The 15502-nt window shown below is 66.7% G+C and carries 15 protein-coding genes; 7 read left to right on the forward strand and 8 right to left on the reverse strand.

Annotation, left to right across the window (positions count from 1 at the left end; genetic code table 11):
• Positions 1-20 precede the first annotated feature (20 nt).
• The 3 genes from ACO06X_RS16835 to ACO06X_RS16845 all read right to left on the reverse strand — a co-directional run bounded on the left by ACO06X_RS16835 (position 21) and on the right by ACO06X_RS16845 (position 3165).
• On the reverse strand, positions 21-929 hold the full coding sequence (locus ACO06X_RS16835) for an SDR family NAD(P)-dependent oxidoreductase (RefSeq protein WP_421837353.1): 909 nt from the start codon (positions 927-929) through the stop codon (positions 21-23).
• Positions 930-1024: 95 nt separating this feature from the next.
• Positions 1025-2128 carry a branched-chain amino acid aminotransferase gene (locus ACO06X_RS16840; protein ID WP_421837354.1) on the reverse strand — a complete coding sequence of 368 codons (1104 nt, stop codon included), beginning with the start codon at positions 2126-2128 and terminating at the stop codon, positions 1025-1027.
• Between the two features lie 446 nt (positions 2129-2574).
• Positions 2575-3165 (reverse strand): hypothetical protein, encoded by a 591-nt coding sequence (locus ACO06X_RS16845; protein WP_421837355.1) that lies wholly within the window; start codon positions 3163-3165, stop codon positions 2575-2577.
• A gap of 25 nt (positions 3166-3190) precedes the next feature.
• On the opposite strand from ACO06X_RS16845, the gene ACO06X_RS16850 reads away from it, so the two are divergent.
• The 3 genes from ACO06X_RS16850 to ACO06X_RS16860 all read left to right on the forward strand — a co-directional run bounded on the left by ACO06X_RS16850 (position 3191) and on the right by ACO06X_RS16860 (position 5015).
• The gene (locus ACO06X_RS16850) at positions 3191-3979 is read left to right on the forward strand and encodes a TlyA family RNA methyltransferase (protein ID WP_421837356.1); all 789 of its coding nucleotides are present in this window, start codon (positions 3191-3193) and stop codon (positions 3977-3979) included.
• A gap of 136 nt (positions 3980-4115) precedes the next feature.
• Complete coding sequence (locus ACO06X_RS16855) at positions 4116-4670, forward strand: TspO/MBR family protein (protein ID WP_421837357.1); 555 nt, start codon at positions 4116-4118, stop codon at positions 4668-4670.
• Positions 4671-4766: 96 nt separating this feature from the next.
• The gene (locus ACO06X_RS16860; protein ID WP_421839937.1) at positions 4767-5015 is read left to right on the forward strand and encodes an accessory factor UbiK family protein; all 249 of its coding nucleotides are present in this window, start codon (positions 4767-4769) and stop codon (positions 5013-5015) included.
• A gap of 184 nt (positions 5016-5199) precedes the next feature.
• Here the strand turns inward: ACO06X_RS16860 and ACO06X_RS16865 are convergent, their stop codons facing one another.
• Positions 5200-6408, reverse strand: a complete 1209-nt coding sequence (locus ACO06X_RS16865) for a trans-sulfuration enzyme family protein (RefSeq protein WP_421837358.1) — start codon at positions 6406-6408, stop codon at positions 5200-5202.
• An 86-nt stretch (positions 6409-6494) separates the two neighbouring features.
• Between ACO06X_RS16865 and ACO06X_RS16870 the strand changes: the two genes are divergently transcribed.
• Positions 6495-7802 carry a phospholipid carrier-dependent glycosyltransferase gene (locus ACO06X_RS16870; protein WP_421837359.1) on the forward strand — a complete coding sequence of 436 codons (1308 nt, stop codon included), beginning with the start codon at positions 6495-6497 and terminating at the stop codon, positions 7800-7802.
• 66 nt (positions 7803-7868) lie between these two features.
• Here ACO06X_RS16870 and ACO06X_RS16875 read toward each other — a convergent pair whose 3' ends face one another.
• From ACO06X_RS16875 to recO, 3 genes are read right to left on the reverse strand one after another with little or no spacing between them, the layout of a single operon-like run.
• Complete coding sequence (locus ACO06X_RS16875) at positions 7869-8990, reverse strand: glycosyltransferase (protein WP_298168584.1); 1122 nt, start codon at positions 8988-8990, stop codon at positions 7869-7871.
• A gap of 11 nt (positions 8991-9001) precedes the next feature.
• A complete protein-coding gene (gene leuB, locus ACO06X_RS16880; protein WP_421837360.1) occupies positions 9002-10057 on the reverse strand; it encodes a 3-isopropylmalate dehydrogenase in 1056 nt (351 codons plus the stop codon).
• A 22-nt stretch (positions 10058-10079) separates the two neighbouring features.
• Positions 10080-10694 carry a DNA repair protein RecO gene (gene recO / locus ACO06X_RS16885; protein ID WP_421837361.1) on the reverse strand — a complete coding sequence of 205 codons (615 nt, stop codon included), beginning with the start codon at positions 10692-10694 and terminating at the stop codon, positions 10080-10082.
• A gap of 99 nt (positions 10695-10793) precedes the next feature.
• Between recO and apaG the strand changes: the two genes are divergently transcribed.
• The 3 genes from apaG (at position 10794) to ACO06X_RS16900 (ending at position 14171) form a co-directional block, all read left to right on the forward strand.
• Complete coding sequence (gene apaG / locus ACO06X_RS16890; protein ID WP_421837362.1) at positions 10794-11192, forward strand: Co2+/Mg2+ efflux protein ApaG; 399 nt, start codon at positions 10794-10796, stop codon at positions 11190-11192.
• Between the two features lie 9 nt (positions 11193-11201).
• Positions 11202-12041 carry a LysR family transcriptional regulator gene (locus ACO06X_RS16895; RefSeq protein WP_421837363.1) on the forward strand — a complete coding sequence of 280 codons (840 nt, stop codon included), beginning with the start codon at positions 11202-11204 and terminating at the stop codon, positions 12039-12041.
• Positions 12042-12155: 114 nt separating this feature from the next.
• The gene (locus tag ACO06X_RS16900) at positions 12156-14171 is read left to right on the forward strand and encodes a putative bifunctional diguanylate cyclase/phosphodiesterase (RefSeq protein ID WP_421837364.1); all 2016 of its coding nucleotides are present in this window, start codon (positions 12156-12158) and stop codon (positions 14169-14171) included.
• Here the strand turns inward: ACO06X_RS16900 and ACO06X_RS16905 are convergent.
• Complete coding sequence (locus tag ACO06X_RS16905) at positions 14151-15434, reverse strand: multidrug effflux MFS transporter (protein ID WP_421837365.1); 1284 nt, start codon at positions 15432-15434, stop codon at positions 14151-14153. The two genes, ACO06X_RS16900 and ACO06X_RS16905, sit on opposite strands and share 21 nt — an antisense overlap.
• Positions 15435-15502 lie beyond the last annotated feature (68 nt).

Raw genomic sequence — 15502 nt, forward strand, 5'->3', positions numbered from 1 at the left:
GCCCCCGCGCCCGGTTGAGATCAGCGCTTCATTGCGGCCTGAAGCTCGACGAGGATGGCCTGGCTTTGCTGCGCGCCCGACTGGGGCACGAAATCGCCGGTGCGGTCCGAAATCTGGTCCCAGTGCGCGGCGAAGTCTTCGACGGTGCGCGCGTTCAGCGGGAGCAGGACGGGCTTGTTCATCGTGACCCATGCCGAGTGATAGGCGCCTGCGCCCGCGCCGACGATGGCGTTGCTGGGGGCGTCGTCGGAGACGAGGAACAGCGCAGCGGGGACGACGTTTTCCGGGCCGAACAGCTTGAAGGCTTCCTCGGGGAAGATGTCCTCGGTCATGCGCGTGGCGGCGACGGGGGCCAGCGTGTTGACCTTGATGTTGTTCTTCGCGCCTTCGAGGTAGAGCGTCTTGGTGAGGCCCGCGAGGCCGAGCTTGGCCGCGCCGTAGTTGGCCTGGCCGAAATTGCCGAACAGGCCGGTGGACGAGGCGGTCATCAGGATGCGGCCATAGTTCTGTTCGCGCATCAGGTCCCAGCAGGCCTTGGTGGCGAAAGCGGAACCGATGAGGTGGACCTTCACGACCATCTCGAAGTCCGCCGGGTCCATCTTGGTGAAGCTCTTGTCGCGCAGGATGCCGGCGTTGTTGATGAGGATGTGGACGCCGCCCCACTTTTCCTTCGCGCGGGCGACCATTTCGGCCATCTGCTCGAATTCGGTGACCGAGCCGCCATTGGACATGGCTTCGCCGCCAGCAGCCTGAATCTCCTCGACAACCTTCAGCGCGGCGTCCGAGTGGCCGGTGCCATCGCGCGCGCCGCCGAGATCGTTGACGACGACCTTGGCACCGCGGCGGCCGAGTTCGAGCGCGTATTCACGGCCGATACCGCCGCCTGCGCCGGTGACGATCGCGACCTTGTCCTTGAACGAAATGCTCATCGCAAAGCTCTCCCTAACGCCGCGCACCACGTTGTTTGGCAGGGCGATTAAGGACGAGGCGATGCCATGGCGCGTGGGCCTTGGCAATATCAGCTTCAGCCGATGCGGTGCACCCAGCCGTGGGTGTCCGCAGCCTCGCCGCGCTGGATCGAGACGAGGCGCTGGCGCAGCTTCTGGGTGAGCTGGCCGGGGCCGCCGCTGCCGATCACGAAGCTATCGGTGCTGCTGGTGACCTTGCCGACGGGCGTGACCACGGCGGCGGTGCCGCAGGCGAAAGTTTCGGTCAGCTTGCCCGAGGTTGCGTCCGCCTGCCACTGCGCGAGCGAATAACGCTCCTCGCGCACGGTGAGGCCTTCCTCGCGGGCGAGCAGAATCAGGCTCTCGCGGGTGATGCCGGGGAGGATCGTGCCGCCGAGCGGGGGCGTGACCATCGTGCCGTCGGCGAAGACGAAGAACAGGTTCATGCCGCCCAGTTCCTCGATCCACTGGCGCTCGACCGCATCGAGGAACAGCACCTGATCGTGCCCGCGCGCAAAAGCTTCGGCAGTGGGGACGAGGCTGGCGGCATAGTTGCCGCCGCACTTGGCAGCGCCCGTGCCGCCGGGCGCGGCGCGGCTGTAGTCGCTGACCCAGAGCGAGACTGCGGGGGCGCCCGACTTGAAGTAGTTGCCGGCCGGGCTCGCGATCACGAGGAAGCGGTACTGCTTGGAGGGGCGCACGCCGAGGAACGCCTCGCTCGCGAACATGAAGGGGCGCAGGTAGAGCGAGCCGCCCTCGACGGTCGGGAACCAGTCCTTGTCCGCCTTGACCAGTTCCTCGACCGCCCGGGTGAACAGGCCTTCGGGCAAAGTCGGCATGGCGAGCCGCTCGGCCGAGGCGTTGAAGCGCGCGGCGTTGGCCTCAGGGCGGAACAGGGCGATGCCGCCATCAGCCAGGCGATAGGCCTTCAGCCCTTCGAAGATTTCCTGCGCATAGTGAAGCACGGCGGCGGCGGGATCGAGCGGGATCGGGCCATAAGGGACCACTTCGGCGCTGTGCCAGCCCTTGCCCTCGTCATAGAGGATCGAGACCATGTGATCCGAGAACGCGGTGCCGAAGCCGGGGTTCGCGAGGATTTCGGCACGCACATCGGGAGCCATGGGGGCGGGATGGGGGACGTGCGTGAAGGTCATCGGGGCAGCGGAAGCGGGCGTCGCCATCAGGGCGGTCCTTTGGGATTGTTAGGTGCGCGACGCTCCGTGAACGATTGTTGCGCAAATGGCAAGAGATTTGCAACAAATGTGAAGGGCCGCTTCCGGCAATCGGAAGCGGCCCTTCGCATGGTCAGCGGCCGGAAGTGCCGCCCACGGTGCCTTTATCGCTTGAACAAACTAGCGATAATGCTCCGCGATGCGCAATGCCGACCCCTCTGCTGAACCATGAGACATCGGATCACCTCCTTTCGCGCTGTTGAGCCAAAGTGCCGCCTCCCCGATCTTGTTGACATCGGTGTGCGGCTCGACCGGGGGATTGCAGCCCTGTACCGGCCTTGGGGAGAATGTGATTCATCACGGGGCCAAGAACAAGACTTGCATTGAATTTTTTTGCGGTCAGAATTGGGGCTTCGCGCTGGTTTGGTGGATAAGTCCGCCAAGGTGCTTTTCCTTCAGCGGCAATCCTCGATCACGCGGCCAACCTCGGACCAGACGGGGAGCACGAGCGTTTGCGCGCCGCCCATTTCGAGCATGAAACGGCCCCGGCTGAAGGCGATTGCATCGAGCAGCGGATCGCGCACCGCAAAGGTGATTTCGAAGGCAACAGCCGCGTTCTGGGCTGCGCTGGCGGTGGGGGTGGCGGTCAGGCGGCGCAAGGTGCTGCTGGTGGTGATCGTGGCGGGCACGGTGCCAGTGCCGAAGCCAGCGCGCTGCACGATGATGGCCGGGCGGGTGCGATCGCAGCGGATCGCCAGCAGTGGCCCAGCGCCGGGTTGCCCGAAGCGGACCGCGCTGCCGCTGCTCTCGGCGCTGTAGGTCCAGCTGCCGGGCGTTTGCGGCAGATCGCGCCAGTTGGCGGCGTCCGCGCGCGGAGCCTGGGGCTGCGGCGGGGCGGGGCGCGGCGGCGGGGCGGGCAGCTGCGGCTTTGGCGCGGGCGTAGCGGTGCCTCCGCGCGGTGCGGGGGCGGGCTGCGGCGGCAGGACCGTGCAGCCTCCGAGGGCAAGGACAGATGCGATTTGCAAGGCCGCGAGGTTGATCTTCATGCCCCGGGTATGGAAGAGAGCGGCGGTGACCTCAAGAAGCTCTGCATCAACACCGGGCAAATCGCCATCCGGCAAGGCAAAGGTGCGCATCGACCAGTTGCTGGTGGAGCGCGGCCTGGCCGAGAGCCGCGCCCGCGCGCAGGCGCTGATTCTGGCGGGGCACGTCTATTCGGGCGAGACCAAGCTGGTGAAGGCGGGCCATGCGCTGGCTGCCGATGCGCCGATCGAGGTGCGCGGGCGCGATCATCCCTGGGTTTCGCGCGGGGGGATCAAGCTGGCGCACGCGTTGGCGCAGTTCGGGCTCGATCCGGCGGGGGTGACCGCGATGGACATCGGCAGTTCAACCGGCGGATTTACCGACGTGCTGCTGACGGGCGGCGCGGCGCATGTCTTCGCGGTCGATTCGGGCACGAACCAGCTGGCGTGGAAGCTGCGGCAAGACCCGCGCGTGACCGTGCTCGAGCAGACCAGCGCGCGCATCCTGACCCCGGCTCAGATCGACCGGCCGGCGAGCTGGGTGGTGTGCGACGCGAGCTTCATATCCTTGCGCAAGGTGCTGGAAGTACCGCTGGCGCTGGCGGCACGGCCAACGCGGGTGGTGGCGCTGATCAAGCCGCAGTTCGAAGTGGGGCGCGGCGAGGTGGGCAAGGGCGGCGTGGTGCGCGATGCCGCGCTGCATGCGCGCGTCTGCGATGAGGTTCGGGACTGGCTCGAAGGCGAGGGCTGGATCGTGCAGGGCATCACGACGAGCCCGATCACCGGGCCGGAAGGCAACGTGGAGTTCCTGATTTCGGCGCTCCATCCGGGCGCGTAGAGCACCGACTGTCCCGCCTTGGGGCACCGCGTGCTTGCGGAGATTGCCTATATGCCGCAGCGCAGCCACTATCCACCGGCTGTTCTGGCAACGAATCGCTTTTTACCGGAGCGCTCCGGGGGGACACTTCGAGCACATGCGTTATCTTGCTTCACCTGCCCAGCTGCGTGCCAGCCTGCTGCGCTGGTCGCTGTTCACGGTGCCTTCGGTGCTCGGGCTCGGATTCCTCTCCAGCATTCTTGCGGACGCGGGCCCGGAGAATCCCTGGTTTGCGGCGCTGGCGAAGCCGGGGCTCTACCCGCCGCCGGCGACCTTCGGGATCGTCTGGTCGATGCTCTATGTGCTGATCGGGGTGGCGCTGGCGATGGTGGCGTCCGCACGCGGCGCGCCGGGCCGGGGCCTTGCCGTCGCCGTCTTCGCGCTGCAGCTCGTGCTCAATCTGGCGTGGAGCCCGGTGTTCTTTGGCATGCACCGCATGACCATGGCGCTCGGCATCATCGGTGTGATGATCGTGCTGACTCTGCTGATGACCCTGCTGTTCTGGCGCGTGCGGCCAACCGCGGCGGCGCTGCTGCTGCCCTATCTGGCGTGGATCTGCTTTGCGGCGGCGCTCAATTACCAGTTCCTCGCGCTCAACCCGCTGGCCGATGGCGCGGCGGGAACCGGCGCTGCGGTGCGCGTGCAGATCTGATAACGCCTGATATGATTTTGCCCGGGATCACGCCTTGCGCCGCGCGGCGTGAAGCGCCATCTGCGGGGCAGTGAATTCGTCCAGAAGGCCAGATCCATGCAGTCCGAGAACCCGATGATCGCCGATTTCGTCAAGCTGCTGAACAGCGCTGCCGGTACGCTTGCCGGCATGGGCCGCGAAGCAGGCGAAACCGCGCGCGAGAAGCTGCGCGAGACGTTCGGCGGGATGGACTTCGTCAGCCGCGAGGAATTCGAGGTCGTGAAGGACATGGCCACCGCCGCGCGCGAGGAAGCCGAGGCGCTGAAGGCGCGCGTTGAGGCGCTTGAGGCGAAGTTGGCGGGCTGAAGGCTTCGCGAGGAAGAGGTTTCTCGCAGAGACGCAGAGGAAAAAGGTCGCGAAGAGGTCGTGAAGCGCGGCGAAGCCGCTTTCATGATCGACGCCGCCTTCTATTCTCCGGCTGACGCCGGGGTTCCAAGCGGCATCTCTGCGGTCTTCTTTTCCTTTGCGCCTCTGCGAGAAACGCCCTTCCTTAAAGCCCGGCCGCCTTGAGCGCGTGATCCAGATCCGCGATCACGTCGTCCGGATCTTCCAGCCCTACGTTGAGCCGCAGCATGCCCTCGGTCACGCCCATGTCGGCGCGGGTTTCGGGGCCGACGCCGTGGTGGGTGGTCGAGGCCGGGTGGCACATCAGCGAGCGTGAATCGCCGATGTTGTTGGAGATATCGACGAGCTTCAGCGCATCGAGCAGGGCGTGCGCCTGCGGGCGTCCACCTGGCACTTCGAGGCTCATGATCGAGCCGCCCGCCTGCATCTGCTTCTGCGCCAGCGCATATTGCGGGTGGCTCGGCAGGAAGGGGTAGCGCACAGTTGGCAGGCGGCCTTCGATGAAGCTCGCGACCTTCAGCGCATTTTCGCTCTGGCGGCGGATGCGCAGGTCGAGCGTTTCGAGGCCCTTGAGCACGACCCACGCGTTGAACGGGGCGATGTTCGGCCCGGTGTTGCGCTGGAAGGGGAGGAGCTTGCCGTTGATGAACTCCGCCGAGCCCGCGACCGCGCCTGCCAGCACGCGGCCCTGTCCGTCCATCATCTTGGTGGCCGAATAGGCGACGACGTCGGCGCCGAAATCGAGCGGGCGCTGGAGCGCGCTGGTGGCGAAGGCGTTGTCGACGACCGTCGTGATGCCGTGCTGGCGGGCCAGCGTGCAGACGAACTCCAGATCGACGAGGTCCATCGTCGGGTTCGCTGGGCTTTCGAAGAAGAAGACCTTGGTGTTGGGCCGGATCGCGGCTTCCCACGCGGCGTTGTCGCCCGCGTCGATCGTGGTGCCGCTGATGCCGAAGCGCGGCAGCAGGTTGTCGACCAGCCAGCGGCACGAACCGAACGCGGCCTTGGCGGCGACGATGTGGTCCCCGGCTGAGAGCTGGCAGAGCAGCGCGGTGGTCATCGCGGCCATGCCGCTCGCCTGTGCGCGGCAGGCTTCGGCGCCTTCGAGGAGGGCGATACGCTCTTCCAGCATCTGCACCGTGGGGTTCTGCAGGCGCGAATAGGTCATGCCGTCGTCTTCGCCGGCAAAGCGCGCGGCGACGGTGGCGGCATCATCGTAGGAATAGCCGGAGGTGAGGAAGAGAGCCTCGGACGTTTCGCCCATTTCCGAACGCCAGGTGCCTCCGCGCACGGCCTGCGTTGCGGGGCGCCAGTGGGCGGTGATCGAGCGGTCCTGTCCGGTGGTGCGTTTCATGGCGTATGCCCTTAGATTTGCGGGGGCGGCGGTGCAAGCCGGACCATTGCCCTTGGGGGGCGGAACGGAGTATGCGCGCCCGGCCCATGTCCTTGCTTTCCCGCATAACCGCGCCCTTTACCGGCCCGCGCCGCACGACAGGCGATCCGCTGGTGTGGTGCGTGGCGATCACGCTGGCCTTCCTCGTGCTGGTGCTGCACCGGCTGGGCACGCCTTCGAAGATCATGTTCGACGAGGTGCATTACCTGCCCGCCGCGCGGCGGTTGATCGACCTCACCAGCCGCCTCAATCCCGAGCATCCGCTGCTGGGCAAGGAATTCATCGCATTGGGCATGCTGACGGCCGGCGACAACCCGTTCGGCTGGCGGCTGCCCAACGCGCTGCTGGGCACGCTGGGGCTTTTCGCTGCGATGCGCGCGATGTGGTGGGCAAGCCTTTCGCGAAGCGCGACGCTGCTGTTCGGCCTGCTGTTTGCAACCAATTTCCTGTGGTTCGTGCTGAGCCGGATCGCGATGCTCGACATGGCGATGGCAAGTATGCTGGCGCTGGCTTTCTGGCAGGCGGCGCTGGCGTGGCGGAAGGGGAGCCGGCTGCATCTGGCGCTATGCGGGGTGTTTCTGGGCCTGTCGCTCGGCGGTAAGTGGAACGGCGCCCCGATCCTCGCGCTGCCGGGGCTGCTGTTCGCGTGGGACCGCTGGTGGGCGCTGGCGGGGCGGCGGCGCGCATTGCTCACTGCGCGGGATGCGGGGCCGGTGCCAGGGGTTTCGCTGCTGGAAGCCGCAGCGTGGCTTGGGCTGGTGCCGCTGCTCGCCTATTTCGCGACCTTCGCGCCGGCATTCTTCTACAAGGTGCAGCCGCTGACCGTGCAAGGGCTGATCCCGTGGCAGAGCTACATGCTCAAGCTGCAGGACAGCGTGGTGAAGCCGCATCTCTATCAGAGCCGGTGGTGGCAATGGGTGTTCAACATCCGCCCGATCTGGTTCTTCTACGCCCCGTGGGACGGGGCGCAGCGCGGGGTGCTGATGATCGGCAATCCGTTCACGATGCTGGCTGGCCTGCCTGCGCTGCTGCTGTGCCTGTGGGCCGGGGTGCGCAAGGGGGACCGGCTGCGCGGCGCGGTGGTGGTGCTCTATATCGCGAGCCTGATCTTCTGGGCGATCAACGGCAAGCCGGTGCAGTTCTATTACCACTACACGCTGGCCAGCGTGTTCCTGATGGCGGCGCTGGCGCTGGTGCTGGCCGGGTGGTGGGAGCAGGGTCGGCGCTTGCCAGGGGCGCTGACAGTGGTGCTATCGGCGATGCTGTTTGTGGGATTTTACCCGATCCTGTCCGCTGCGGCGCTGCCGGGGAAGCTTTCGTATCGGGATTATACGTGGCTCGATAGCTGGCGGTAGGGCGGCGCGGAAAAATAGGGACAGTCCCCAAGAAAAAAGGGGACAGTCCCTATTTTTCCGCGCTGCTCAGTACTTGCCCCAGACGAACTTGCTGGAAAGCGCGAAGTTCCAAACCGAGCCCACGACGATGCCGACGATGGCGGCCGGATAGGCGTGGAAGCCCATGCGCATCAGCGCGGCGGCCGCGCCGACGTTGGCGAGGAGGCCGACCGAGCACGTGAGCGCGAACTTGGCCCAGCCACGCATCAGCGGAACGAAGCCGCGCAGGCGCTTGTCGGCGTACGTCAGCTCGTTGTTGAGCATGAAGTTGAAGGTCATCGCCACCACCGCCGCCGAGGTCTGCGCGATGATGAATTCGATCTGGTCCGACCAGTTGTGGTAGAGGATCTTCTGGCCGAACGCGCCGAGCACAGAGGCGAGCACGGCCATGTGCACGATCACGCCGAGGCCGCCGATCGTGCCGAACAGGGCAAAGCGGGTCGGGATGATGCGGCCCAGCCACTTGTCGTAGAGGCCGATCAGGAATTCGAAGACGACCGTGCGATCGAGCTTGCTTTCGCCTTCGGCGCGGGCGGCAAAGTTCAGGGGGAATTCCTTGACGCGCAGCGGTGCATCGACCGTGGCGAGAATATCGAGCAGAATCTTGAAGCCAACGCCGGACAGGCGGTGCGCGTCTGCCCGCAGCGTTTCGGCGCGGAGCATGAAGAAGCCGCTCATCGGATCGGAGAGCTGCACGCCCGTCACGCGGCGGGCGATGCGGTTGGCGAGGCCCGAGGCCTTGACGCGGTCGGGCCGACCCCAGGCTTCGGTGCTGGCGCCTTCCGCAAAGCGCGAGGCATAGGCGACATCGTACTCGCCGCCCTGAACCGCTTCGTACATGCCGGGCAGCAGCGCGGGATCGTGCTGGTGATCGGCATCCATCACCGCGACAATCGGCGCGGCGGTGGCGCACATGCCCTCGATCGCGGCAGAGGCAAGGCCGCGGCGGCCGATGCGTTCGATCACGCGGACGCGCGGATCGTCGCGGCCGATGCGGCGCGCTTCCTCGGCGGTGCCATCAGGGCTGTTGTCGTCGACGAAGATCGCTTCCCACGCGATGTCTCCCAATGCGGCGCTAAGCCGCTCGACCATGGGCGCGATGTTCTTGCGTTCGTTGAACGTGGGAAGGATGACAGCAAGTTGCAGCATGGAGCGCGCGCTTACAGCCTTGCGAGCACCGCGTCACCAATTTCCGTCGTTCCCGCGCTCCCGCCCAGATCGCGGCCCAGAATGCCATCGGCCAGAGTGCGCGCGACGGCGGCTTCGATGCGGTCTGCTGCATCCGCCAGGCCGAGCGAGTGGCGCAGCAACATGGCGAGCGACAGGATCGTGGCGATGGGGTTGGCGAGGCCCTTGCCGGCGATATCGGGCGCGGAGCCGTGGATCGGTTCGTAGAGGCCGAACGTGCCATGCGCCGTCTGCCGCGCGCCGAGCGAGGCCGAGGCGAGCAGGCCGATCGAGCCGACGCACATGCTGGCCTGATCCGAAAGAATGTCGCCGAACAGATTGCCGGTGACGACGACATCGAACTGGCCGGGGCTCTTGACGAGCTGCATCGCGGCGTTGTCGACGTACATGTGTTCGAGCGCGACGTCCGGGTATTCCCTGGCGACTTCGATCACCACGTCGCGCCAGAGCTGCGAGGTTTCGAGGACATTGGCCTTGTCGACCGAGCAGAGGCGTCCGCCCCGGCCCTGCGCCGCGCGGAAGGCGACATGGGCGATGCGGCGCACTTCGCTTTCGCTGTAGGACATCATGTCCCAGCCTTCGCGTTCGCCGCTGGCGGTGGTGCGGAAGCCCTTCTCGCCGAAGTAAACGTCGCCATTGAGTTCGCGCACGATGAGCAGATCGATCGCACCGGCGACTTCGGGGCGCAGCGCGGAATGGCCTTCGAGGCCGGCGAAGACTTTGGCAGGGCGCAGATTGGCGAACAAGGTCAAGGCCTTGCGCAGGCCGAGGATCGCCTGTTCGGGGCGCAGGTGGCGCTCCAGCGCATCGCAGGTGGGATCGCCGACCGCGCCGAACAGCACACCGTCAGACGCTTCGGCAAGGCTGAGGGTTTCGGGCGGGAGCGGATGGCCGGTGGCGTGATAGGCCGCGCCGCCGACGAGGGCCTCTTCGCGTTCGATGCCAAGATCCAGTGCATCGAGAACCCGCAGCGCCTCGCGCGTGACTTCGGGGCCGATGCCGTCGCCCGGCAGAACTGCAATCTTCATCAGGTCATCCTCGGAAGAAATCTCAACGCGCGCCGCCATCGATCCGCTTGAATCGCTCGATCAGGATGGCGCGCGCCGCCATACCATCGCGGCGCGGATCGGCAAGCAGGTGCTTCGCGAGGGAAAGGCCCTGCCGATCGAGCCGGGCGAGCAGGCTTTCCCACAGTTCTTCGGCAGGCGGGGGCTGGGCATGGCCATAGCCGATCTCCTGCAGCAGCAGCGCTTCGTAGGCGGCGACGGCACGGGCCCAGCCGCGCGCCGAGGGGGCATGGCAGATCGCATCGAGCACCGCTTCAAGCGCGCCATGGATGCCGGGGAAGGGCTGGCCTTCGGGCAAGCTCTGCGCGGTGAGCGTGGTGACCCAGCCGATCCCTGCGCTCGCCAGCGGTTCACCGAGCCAGGGGCCGCGGCTGGTGACAAGCTCCAGCTTGGCGGAAGGGAGCTGGCTCATCGTGCGCGCATTGAGTTCGGCGGCGACGAGATTGCCGGGAATCAGCACGGGCCGCAGCGTCCGCCCGCGCGCGCCGGCAACGTATCCGGCAATCAGGCCGTGATCCGCCGTCAGCAGGCGCACCACCGCGCCATGCTCGCCGTGGGCACGCGAGGCGCAGATAATGGCGGGGGCCCGTATAAGCATGGTGATAACCCGTGTGGAGATTGCCACAAGTTGCAGCAAGCATTGCAACGGATGAATCCACCGTTGGAACCGCCGCCAATCTGGGTTAGCTTGGCTCTCATGAAACAGCTCTTCCAGCATGCTGCCGTGACGGAGGGAGTGACAGTGCGCGTCGCTGTCAATTTCCTGCCCGAACAGTCGCGCATCGATGCCGGCAAATGGTTCTGGGTCTATCATATCCGGATCGAAAACGGCTCTGACCAACCGATACGCCTGCTCACGCGGCACTGGCGGATCACCGATGGGCGGGGGATGATCAACTTCGTCGATGGGGACGGGGTGGTGGGCGAACAGCCGCTGCTCGCCCCCGGTGCGGCCCATGATTATGTTTCGGGCTGCCCGCTCGGCACGCCGCATGGCAGCATGGAAGGCCACTACACGATGGAGCGGGCCGATGGCTCGCTGGTGGACGTGGCGATCCCCCACTTCCCGCTTGCCGCACCCGCGACCGCGAACTGATCAGTCAGCATGAAGCGGACCCATCTGCCGCTGAACGGCCTGCGCGTGCTCGACGCGGCGGCGCGGCACCTTTCCTTCACCCGCGCGGCGGACGAACTGGCGGTGACCCCGGCCGCGGTCGGCCAGCAGATCCGCGCGCTGGAAGACCTGCTCGGTGTCGTGCTGTTTCGCCGCACCACCAAGGGGCTGGTGCTGACAGACGAGGCGGCGGCCGGGCTCGATGCGATCCGTGAGGGGTTCCTGCGCTTCGAGGAAGGCGTGCAGGCGATGCAGGCCGGGCAATCGAGCCATGTCTATACGGTGGCCTGCCCGCGCGATTTCTTTGCCGCGTGGCTTAGCCCGCGCCTCGCTGCATTCCGCCTCGCCAATCCGGGCTTGCGATTCGCGCTCGTCGGCAGCGATGGCGATCTCGATTTTACCGAGGCAAATCTGAACCTTGCGGTGCGCTGGGCGGAAGGGCCAGGCGATCTCGAAGGCATCGCACTGGGCGAGCCGCTGATGCAGATCGTGGCGGCCCCGGGAACTGGGCCGGGAGCCGGTGAAGATGCGCCGTGGATTGCCTGGCCGGGCGATCCCGCGCCCGAGGGCCCGAATCCTGATGGCGCGGCGCGCGAAACGCAGTTTTCGGTGGGCGACGGAGGCACGGCGATCAGCGCGGCAGCCGCCGGGCTCGGCAAGGCACGAGTGCCGCTCATGCTGGCCGAAAGCGCGATCGCTGCGGGCAGGGTCGTGCCGCTGGGCGAGCCGGTCTGCTGCCGCCGTTCCTACTGGCTGGTGGCCCCGCTGCCGCAGTGGCGGCAGAAGAAGGTCAAGGCGCTGGTCGCGGCGCTGACCGAGGGTCCGAGGTAAAGCCCGCTTCGGAGCGACATTCCTCCATTGCGGGTGTTAAAGTTCTCCAGTTCCATCGATAATTCGCCCCGGACCTTGAGAAGGCGTTAACTCTCACCGCCGTAAACCGCCGCGATGGCAAGTGGCAGTCCCTCATCCGGTGTGCATCAGCGCGCTCGGCGCAGGCTGCGCGGTTTTGTCCGCAGCCTGCGTTGCTATGGGCGCCACTGGCAGCAGCGACCGGGCGATGCGTTTACCGAAGCCTACGCGCTGAGCGTGTCCCATCGCGCGCCGCTGCTTTATCTGGTGGTGATCTTCAACACGCTACTCGTGGCGGCCTGCTTTCATGGCTCTGCGCCGCTGGGTCTGGTGTTGGCGGGGCCTGTCATGAGCATCGTTGCCGTGCAGCGTGCCTCGCACTGGCTGCCGAACAAGGTCGCGACCCGGCCGGTCGAACAGCTGCGCGCCGATCTGCAGGGCATGCAGCGGCTGGGCGGCTGGGCGGCGCTGGTCTTCGTGGCATGGTCGCTGGGGCTCTATCCCTATGGTGATTCGGGCCAGCGTGAACTGCTCCATTTCGTCATTGCGGTAACGATGTTCTCCGCCGTGCTCGGCATGGCCAATTCGCCCCAGACGGCGCTGCGGCTCGGCATGGCGTTCACGCTGCCATGGAGCTTGTTCCTGCTGGCAACCGGCCATCCCAACGCCCCGGCGATCGCGCTGGCCCAGGTGTTCATTACCGCGATCCTGCTGGCGATGACCCAGATCCAGCACCGCGATTTCGTGCGGCTGGAGCTTTCGCGCCAGTTGCTGGTGCGGCGCGAGCGGCAGACCGCCGAACTGGCGAGCGCGCATTACCGGCAGGCGACGGTCGATCACCTGACCGGTGGGCGCAATCGCCGCGCCATCCTCGCCTGCCTTGAGGAGCATCTCGCCGAGCCGCCGCATGCGATCCGGCCGTGGCTGGCGCTGTTCGATCTCGACGGGTTCAAGCATGTGAACGATACCTTCGGCCACGCCGCCGGCGATCACGTGCTGCGTACAGTGAACCAGCGCATCGGCCAGATCGAAGGCGTGACCGCGCATGGCCGGCTGGGCGGTGACGAATTCGCCATCCTGTTCGACGGTGCCTGCGATGCCGATGCGGTGACGGCGGCGGCGCGCGCGCTTTCCTTTGCGATCCGCGAGCCGATCTCGTTCAATGGCGCGACGCTGCGGCTTTATGGTTCGATCGGCCTCTACCGGGCCGACGGCGATACGGCCTCGACTTGCCTCGAACGCGCCGACGCAGCGCTCTACAAGGCAAAGGAGCTGGGCGACGGTGCCATCGTCGCGTTCGGGCCGGAAGACGAAGTGGCACTCCATCGGCGCATTGCCGTGATGCGCCAGTTCAACGATTGCGCGCTTGGGGACCGGTTGCGGCTCTTGTATCAGCCGATCTTCGATTGCCGCGATGGGCGCGTGGTGGGCATGGAGGCGCTGGCGCGCTGGTCGCCCGACGGGATCGAGTGGCAGGCGCCGGGCGAATTCCTCGCGATTGCCGATGCGACGGGCCGTACGGGCGAGCTGACCCGGCTGGTGCTGGCGCGCACGCTTTCGGAATGCCGCCCCTGGGAAACCGGCCTCGAAGTCTCGATCAACCTCGCCGCGCGCGACGTGGTGCGCGAGGGGCTGGCCGAGACGATTGCGCAGATCGTTGCCGACGCGGGTGCAAATCCTTCGTCGGTGATGCTCGAGGTAACCGAACGGGCGCTGCAGATCGATCCGAAGCGCGCGGCGGTGCAGCTGGTGGCTTTGCGCGAGAAGGGCTTCCGCATCGCGCTTGATGATTTCGGCGCGGGCTGGTCGAGCCTGTCGCAATTGCGTGACCTGCCGCTCGACCGGATCAAGCTCGACCGCGCGCTGGTCGGGGCGCTTTCGAGCGATCCGGGGGCGCGGGCGGTGACAGGCATGATCGTGGCGCTGGCGTGGCAGCTGGGCATCGGCTGCTCGATCGAAGGCGTCGAAAGCGAGGCGCAGGCCAATGCCGCGCGGGCGCTCGGCATTCATCTGATGCAAGGCTATCACTTCGGCCGGCCCGAGCCTGCCGCGCAGGCGCTGCGGCTTTATGCCGGGCTGCTCGGTCCCGCCTCAGCAGTGGGTATCGGGTAGCGGCACTTCGCGCAGCGTGCCGCGCGGGTTGATCCGGCGGAACAGGTGGCCCTGCTCGCTCCACAGCACCAGCACCAGCGCGGTGAGACCGCAGCCGAGGAAGGCGAGCGCGAGCGGGCGGGCGGTGCCATCGTAGGCAAGGCCGATCACCATGCCGAGACCTGAGCCGATGACCATGCGCAGGAACGCCTGAACCGAGCTGGCGGCACCCGCCATGTGGGCAAAGGGTTGCAGCGCGATCGAGCTGAAATTCGCGCCGATAAAGCCGACCATGCAGATGTTGAGCGCGATCACCGGCATGAACTCGATGAGTTCCTCGTGCTCGCGGCTGGCCAGCCAGACCTGAAGCACACTGAGTGCGATCGAGATCAGCACCGCCGCGTGCGACACCCGCCGCGCGCCGAAACGTTCGACGATGCGCGAGTTGAAGAAGCTGGCGAAGGCCATGCACAGCGCGGTTGCACCGAATATCAGCGGAAACCATGCGCCCGCGCCGAAGTGTTCGCCGACCAGCTGCTGCGCGCAGTTCACATAGCCGAACAGCGCGCTGAGGATGAGACCACCGCCAATGACATAGCCGAACGAGGCGCGATCCGAGGCGGCGGTGACCATGTTGGTCGCGATCGACGCGAGCTGGATCGGCTGGCGGTTGGCGGGATCGAGCGTTTCTTCGAGCCGGGTCCAGACCCACAGGCCGACGATCAGCCCCATGACGGCGAGGAGCGCGAAGATCCAGCGCCAGCCTGCCACCAGCAGCACGGCAAGGCCGATGCTGGGTGCGACCATCGGAACCATCATGAAAATCACGGTGATCGTCGACATCTGCCGCGCCATGGCATCGCCGCCATGGCGATCGCGGATGATCGCGCTGGGGAGGACCGAGAGCCCGGCGCTGCCGAGCGCCTGTGCGGCGCGGAGCACGAGCAGGGTGTTGAAATCGGTGACAAGCGCGCAGCCGATGGAAAGCGCGATGTAGAGGACCAGGCTGCCCAGCAGCACCGGACGCCGGCCATAGCGATCCGCCAGCGAGCCGGGGAGCAGCGCGCCAAGCCCGCTGGCGATCAGGAACACGCCGACAATCAGCTGGCGCTGGTTGGGATCGCTGATCGAAAGTTCCTGCGCGATGCCGGCCAGCGCGGGCAACATGGCGTCGATTGCCAGGGCCTGGAGTGCCATCGACATCGCCATCAGCACCACGAACTCGCGCGGGCCCATGCGGGCAGAGCCGGGCGGGCGGGTTGGTGCGGACGAGAACATGGTCATGCCGGGAGCCTATAGGCAGGTCGGGGAATTGTTCCCAGCGCTTTATGCTGCACTGCGAAAAGGGGTAG

Source organism: Novosphingobium sp. (genome assembly GCF_965229225.1).
Classification (GTDB): Bacteria; Pseudomonadota; Alphaproteobacteria; order Sphingomonadales; family Sphingomonadaceae; genus Novosphingobium.

What these genes read in the sequence shown, in the direction of transcription:
- ACO06X_RS16835 (WP_421837353.1), bottom strand. Translation starts at nt 929, where the DNA reads ATGAGCATTTCGTTCAAGGACAAGGTCGCGATCGTCACCGGCGCAGGC.
- ACO06X_RS16840 (WP_421837354.1), bottom strand. Translation starts at nt 2,128, where the DNA reads ATGGCGACGCCCGCTTCCGCTGCCCCGATGACCTTCACGCACGTCCCC.
- ACO06X_RS16845 (WP_421837355.1), bottom strand. Translation starts at nt 3,165, where the DNA reads ATGAAGATCAACCTCGCGGCCTTGCAAATCGCATCTGTCCTTGCCCTC.
- ACO06X_RS16855 (WP_421837357.1), top strand. Translation starts at nt 4,116, where the DNA reads ATGCGTTATCTTGCTTCACCTGCCCAGCTGCGTGCCAGCCTGCTGCGC.
- ACO06X_RS16860 (WP_421839937.1), top strand. Translation starts at nt 4,767, where the DNA reads ATGCAGTCCGAGAACCCGATGATCGCCGATTTCGTCAAGCTGCTGAAC.
- ACO06X_RS16865 (WP_421837358.1), bottom strand. Translation starts at nt 6,408, where the DNA reads ATGAAACGCACCACCGGACAGGACCGCTCGATCACCGCCCACTGGCGC.
- ACO06X_RS16870 (WP_421837359.1), top strand. Translation starts at nt 6,495, where the DNA reads ATGTCCTTGCTTTCCCGCATAACCGCGCCCTTTACCGGCCCGCGCCGC.
- ACO06X_RS16875 (WP_298168584.1), bottom strand. Translation starts at nt 8,990, where the DNA reads ATGCTGCAACTTGCTGTCATCCTTCCCACGTTCAACGAACGCAAGAAC.
- leuB (WP_421837360.1), bottom strand. Translation starts at nt 10,057, where the DNA reads ATGAAGATTGCAGTTCTGCCGGGCGACGGCATCGGCCCCGAAGTCACG.
- recO (WP_421837361.1), bottom strand. Translation starts at nt 10,694, where the DNA reads ATGCTTATACGGGCCCCCGCCATTATCTGCGCCTCGCGTGCCCACGGC.
- apaG (WP_421837362.1), top strand. Translation starts at nt 10,794, where the DNA reads ATGAAACAGCTCTTCCAGCATGCTGCCGTGACGGAGGGAGTGACAGTG.
- ACO06X_RS16895 (WP_421837363.1), top strand. Translation starts at nt 11,202, where the DNA reads ATGAAGCGGACCCATCTGCCGCTGAACGGCCTGCGCGTGCTCGACGCG.
- ACO06X_RS16900 (WP_421837364.1), top strand. Translation starts at nt 12,156, where the DNA reads ATGGCAAGTGGCAGTCCCTCATCCGGTGTGCATCAGCGCGCTCGGCGC.
- ACO06X_RS16905 (WP_421837365.1), bottom strand. Translation starts at nt 15,434, where the DNA reads ATGACCATGTTCTCGTCCGCACCAACCCGCCCGCCCGGCTCTGCCCGC.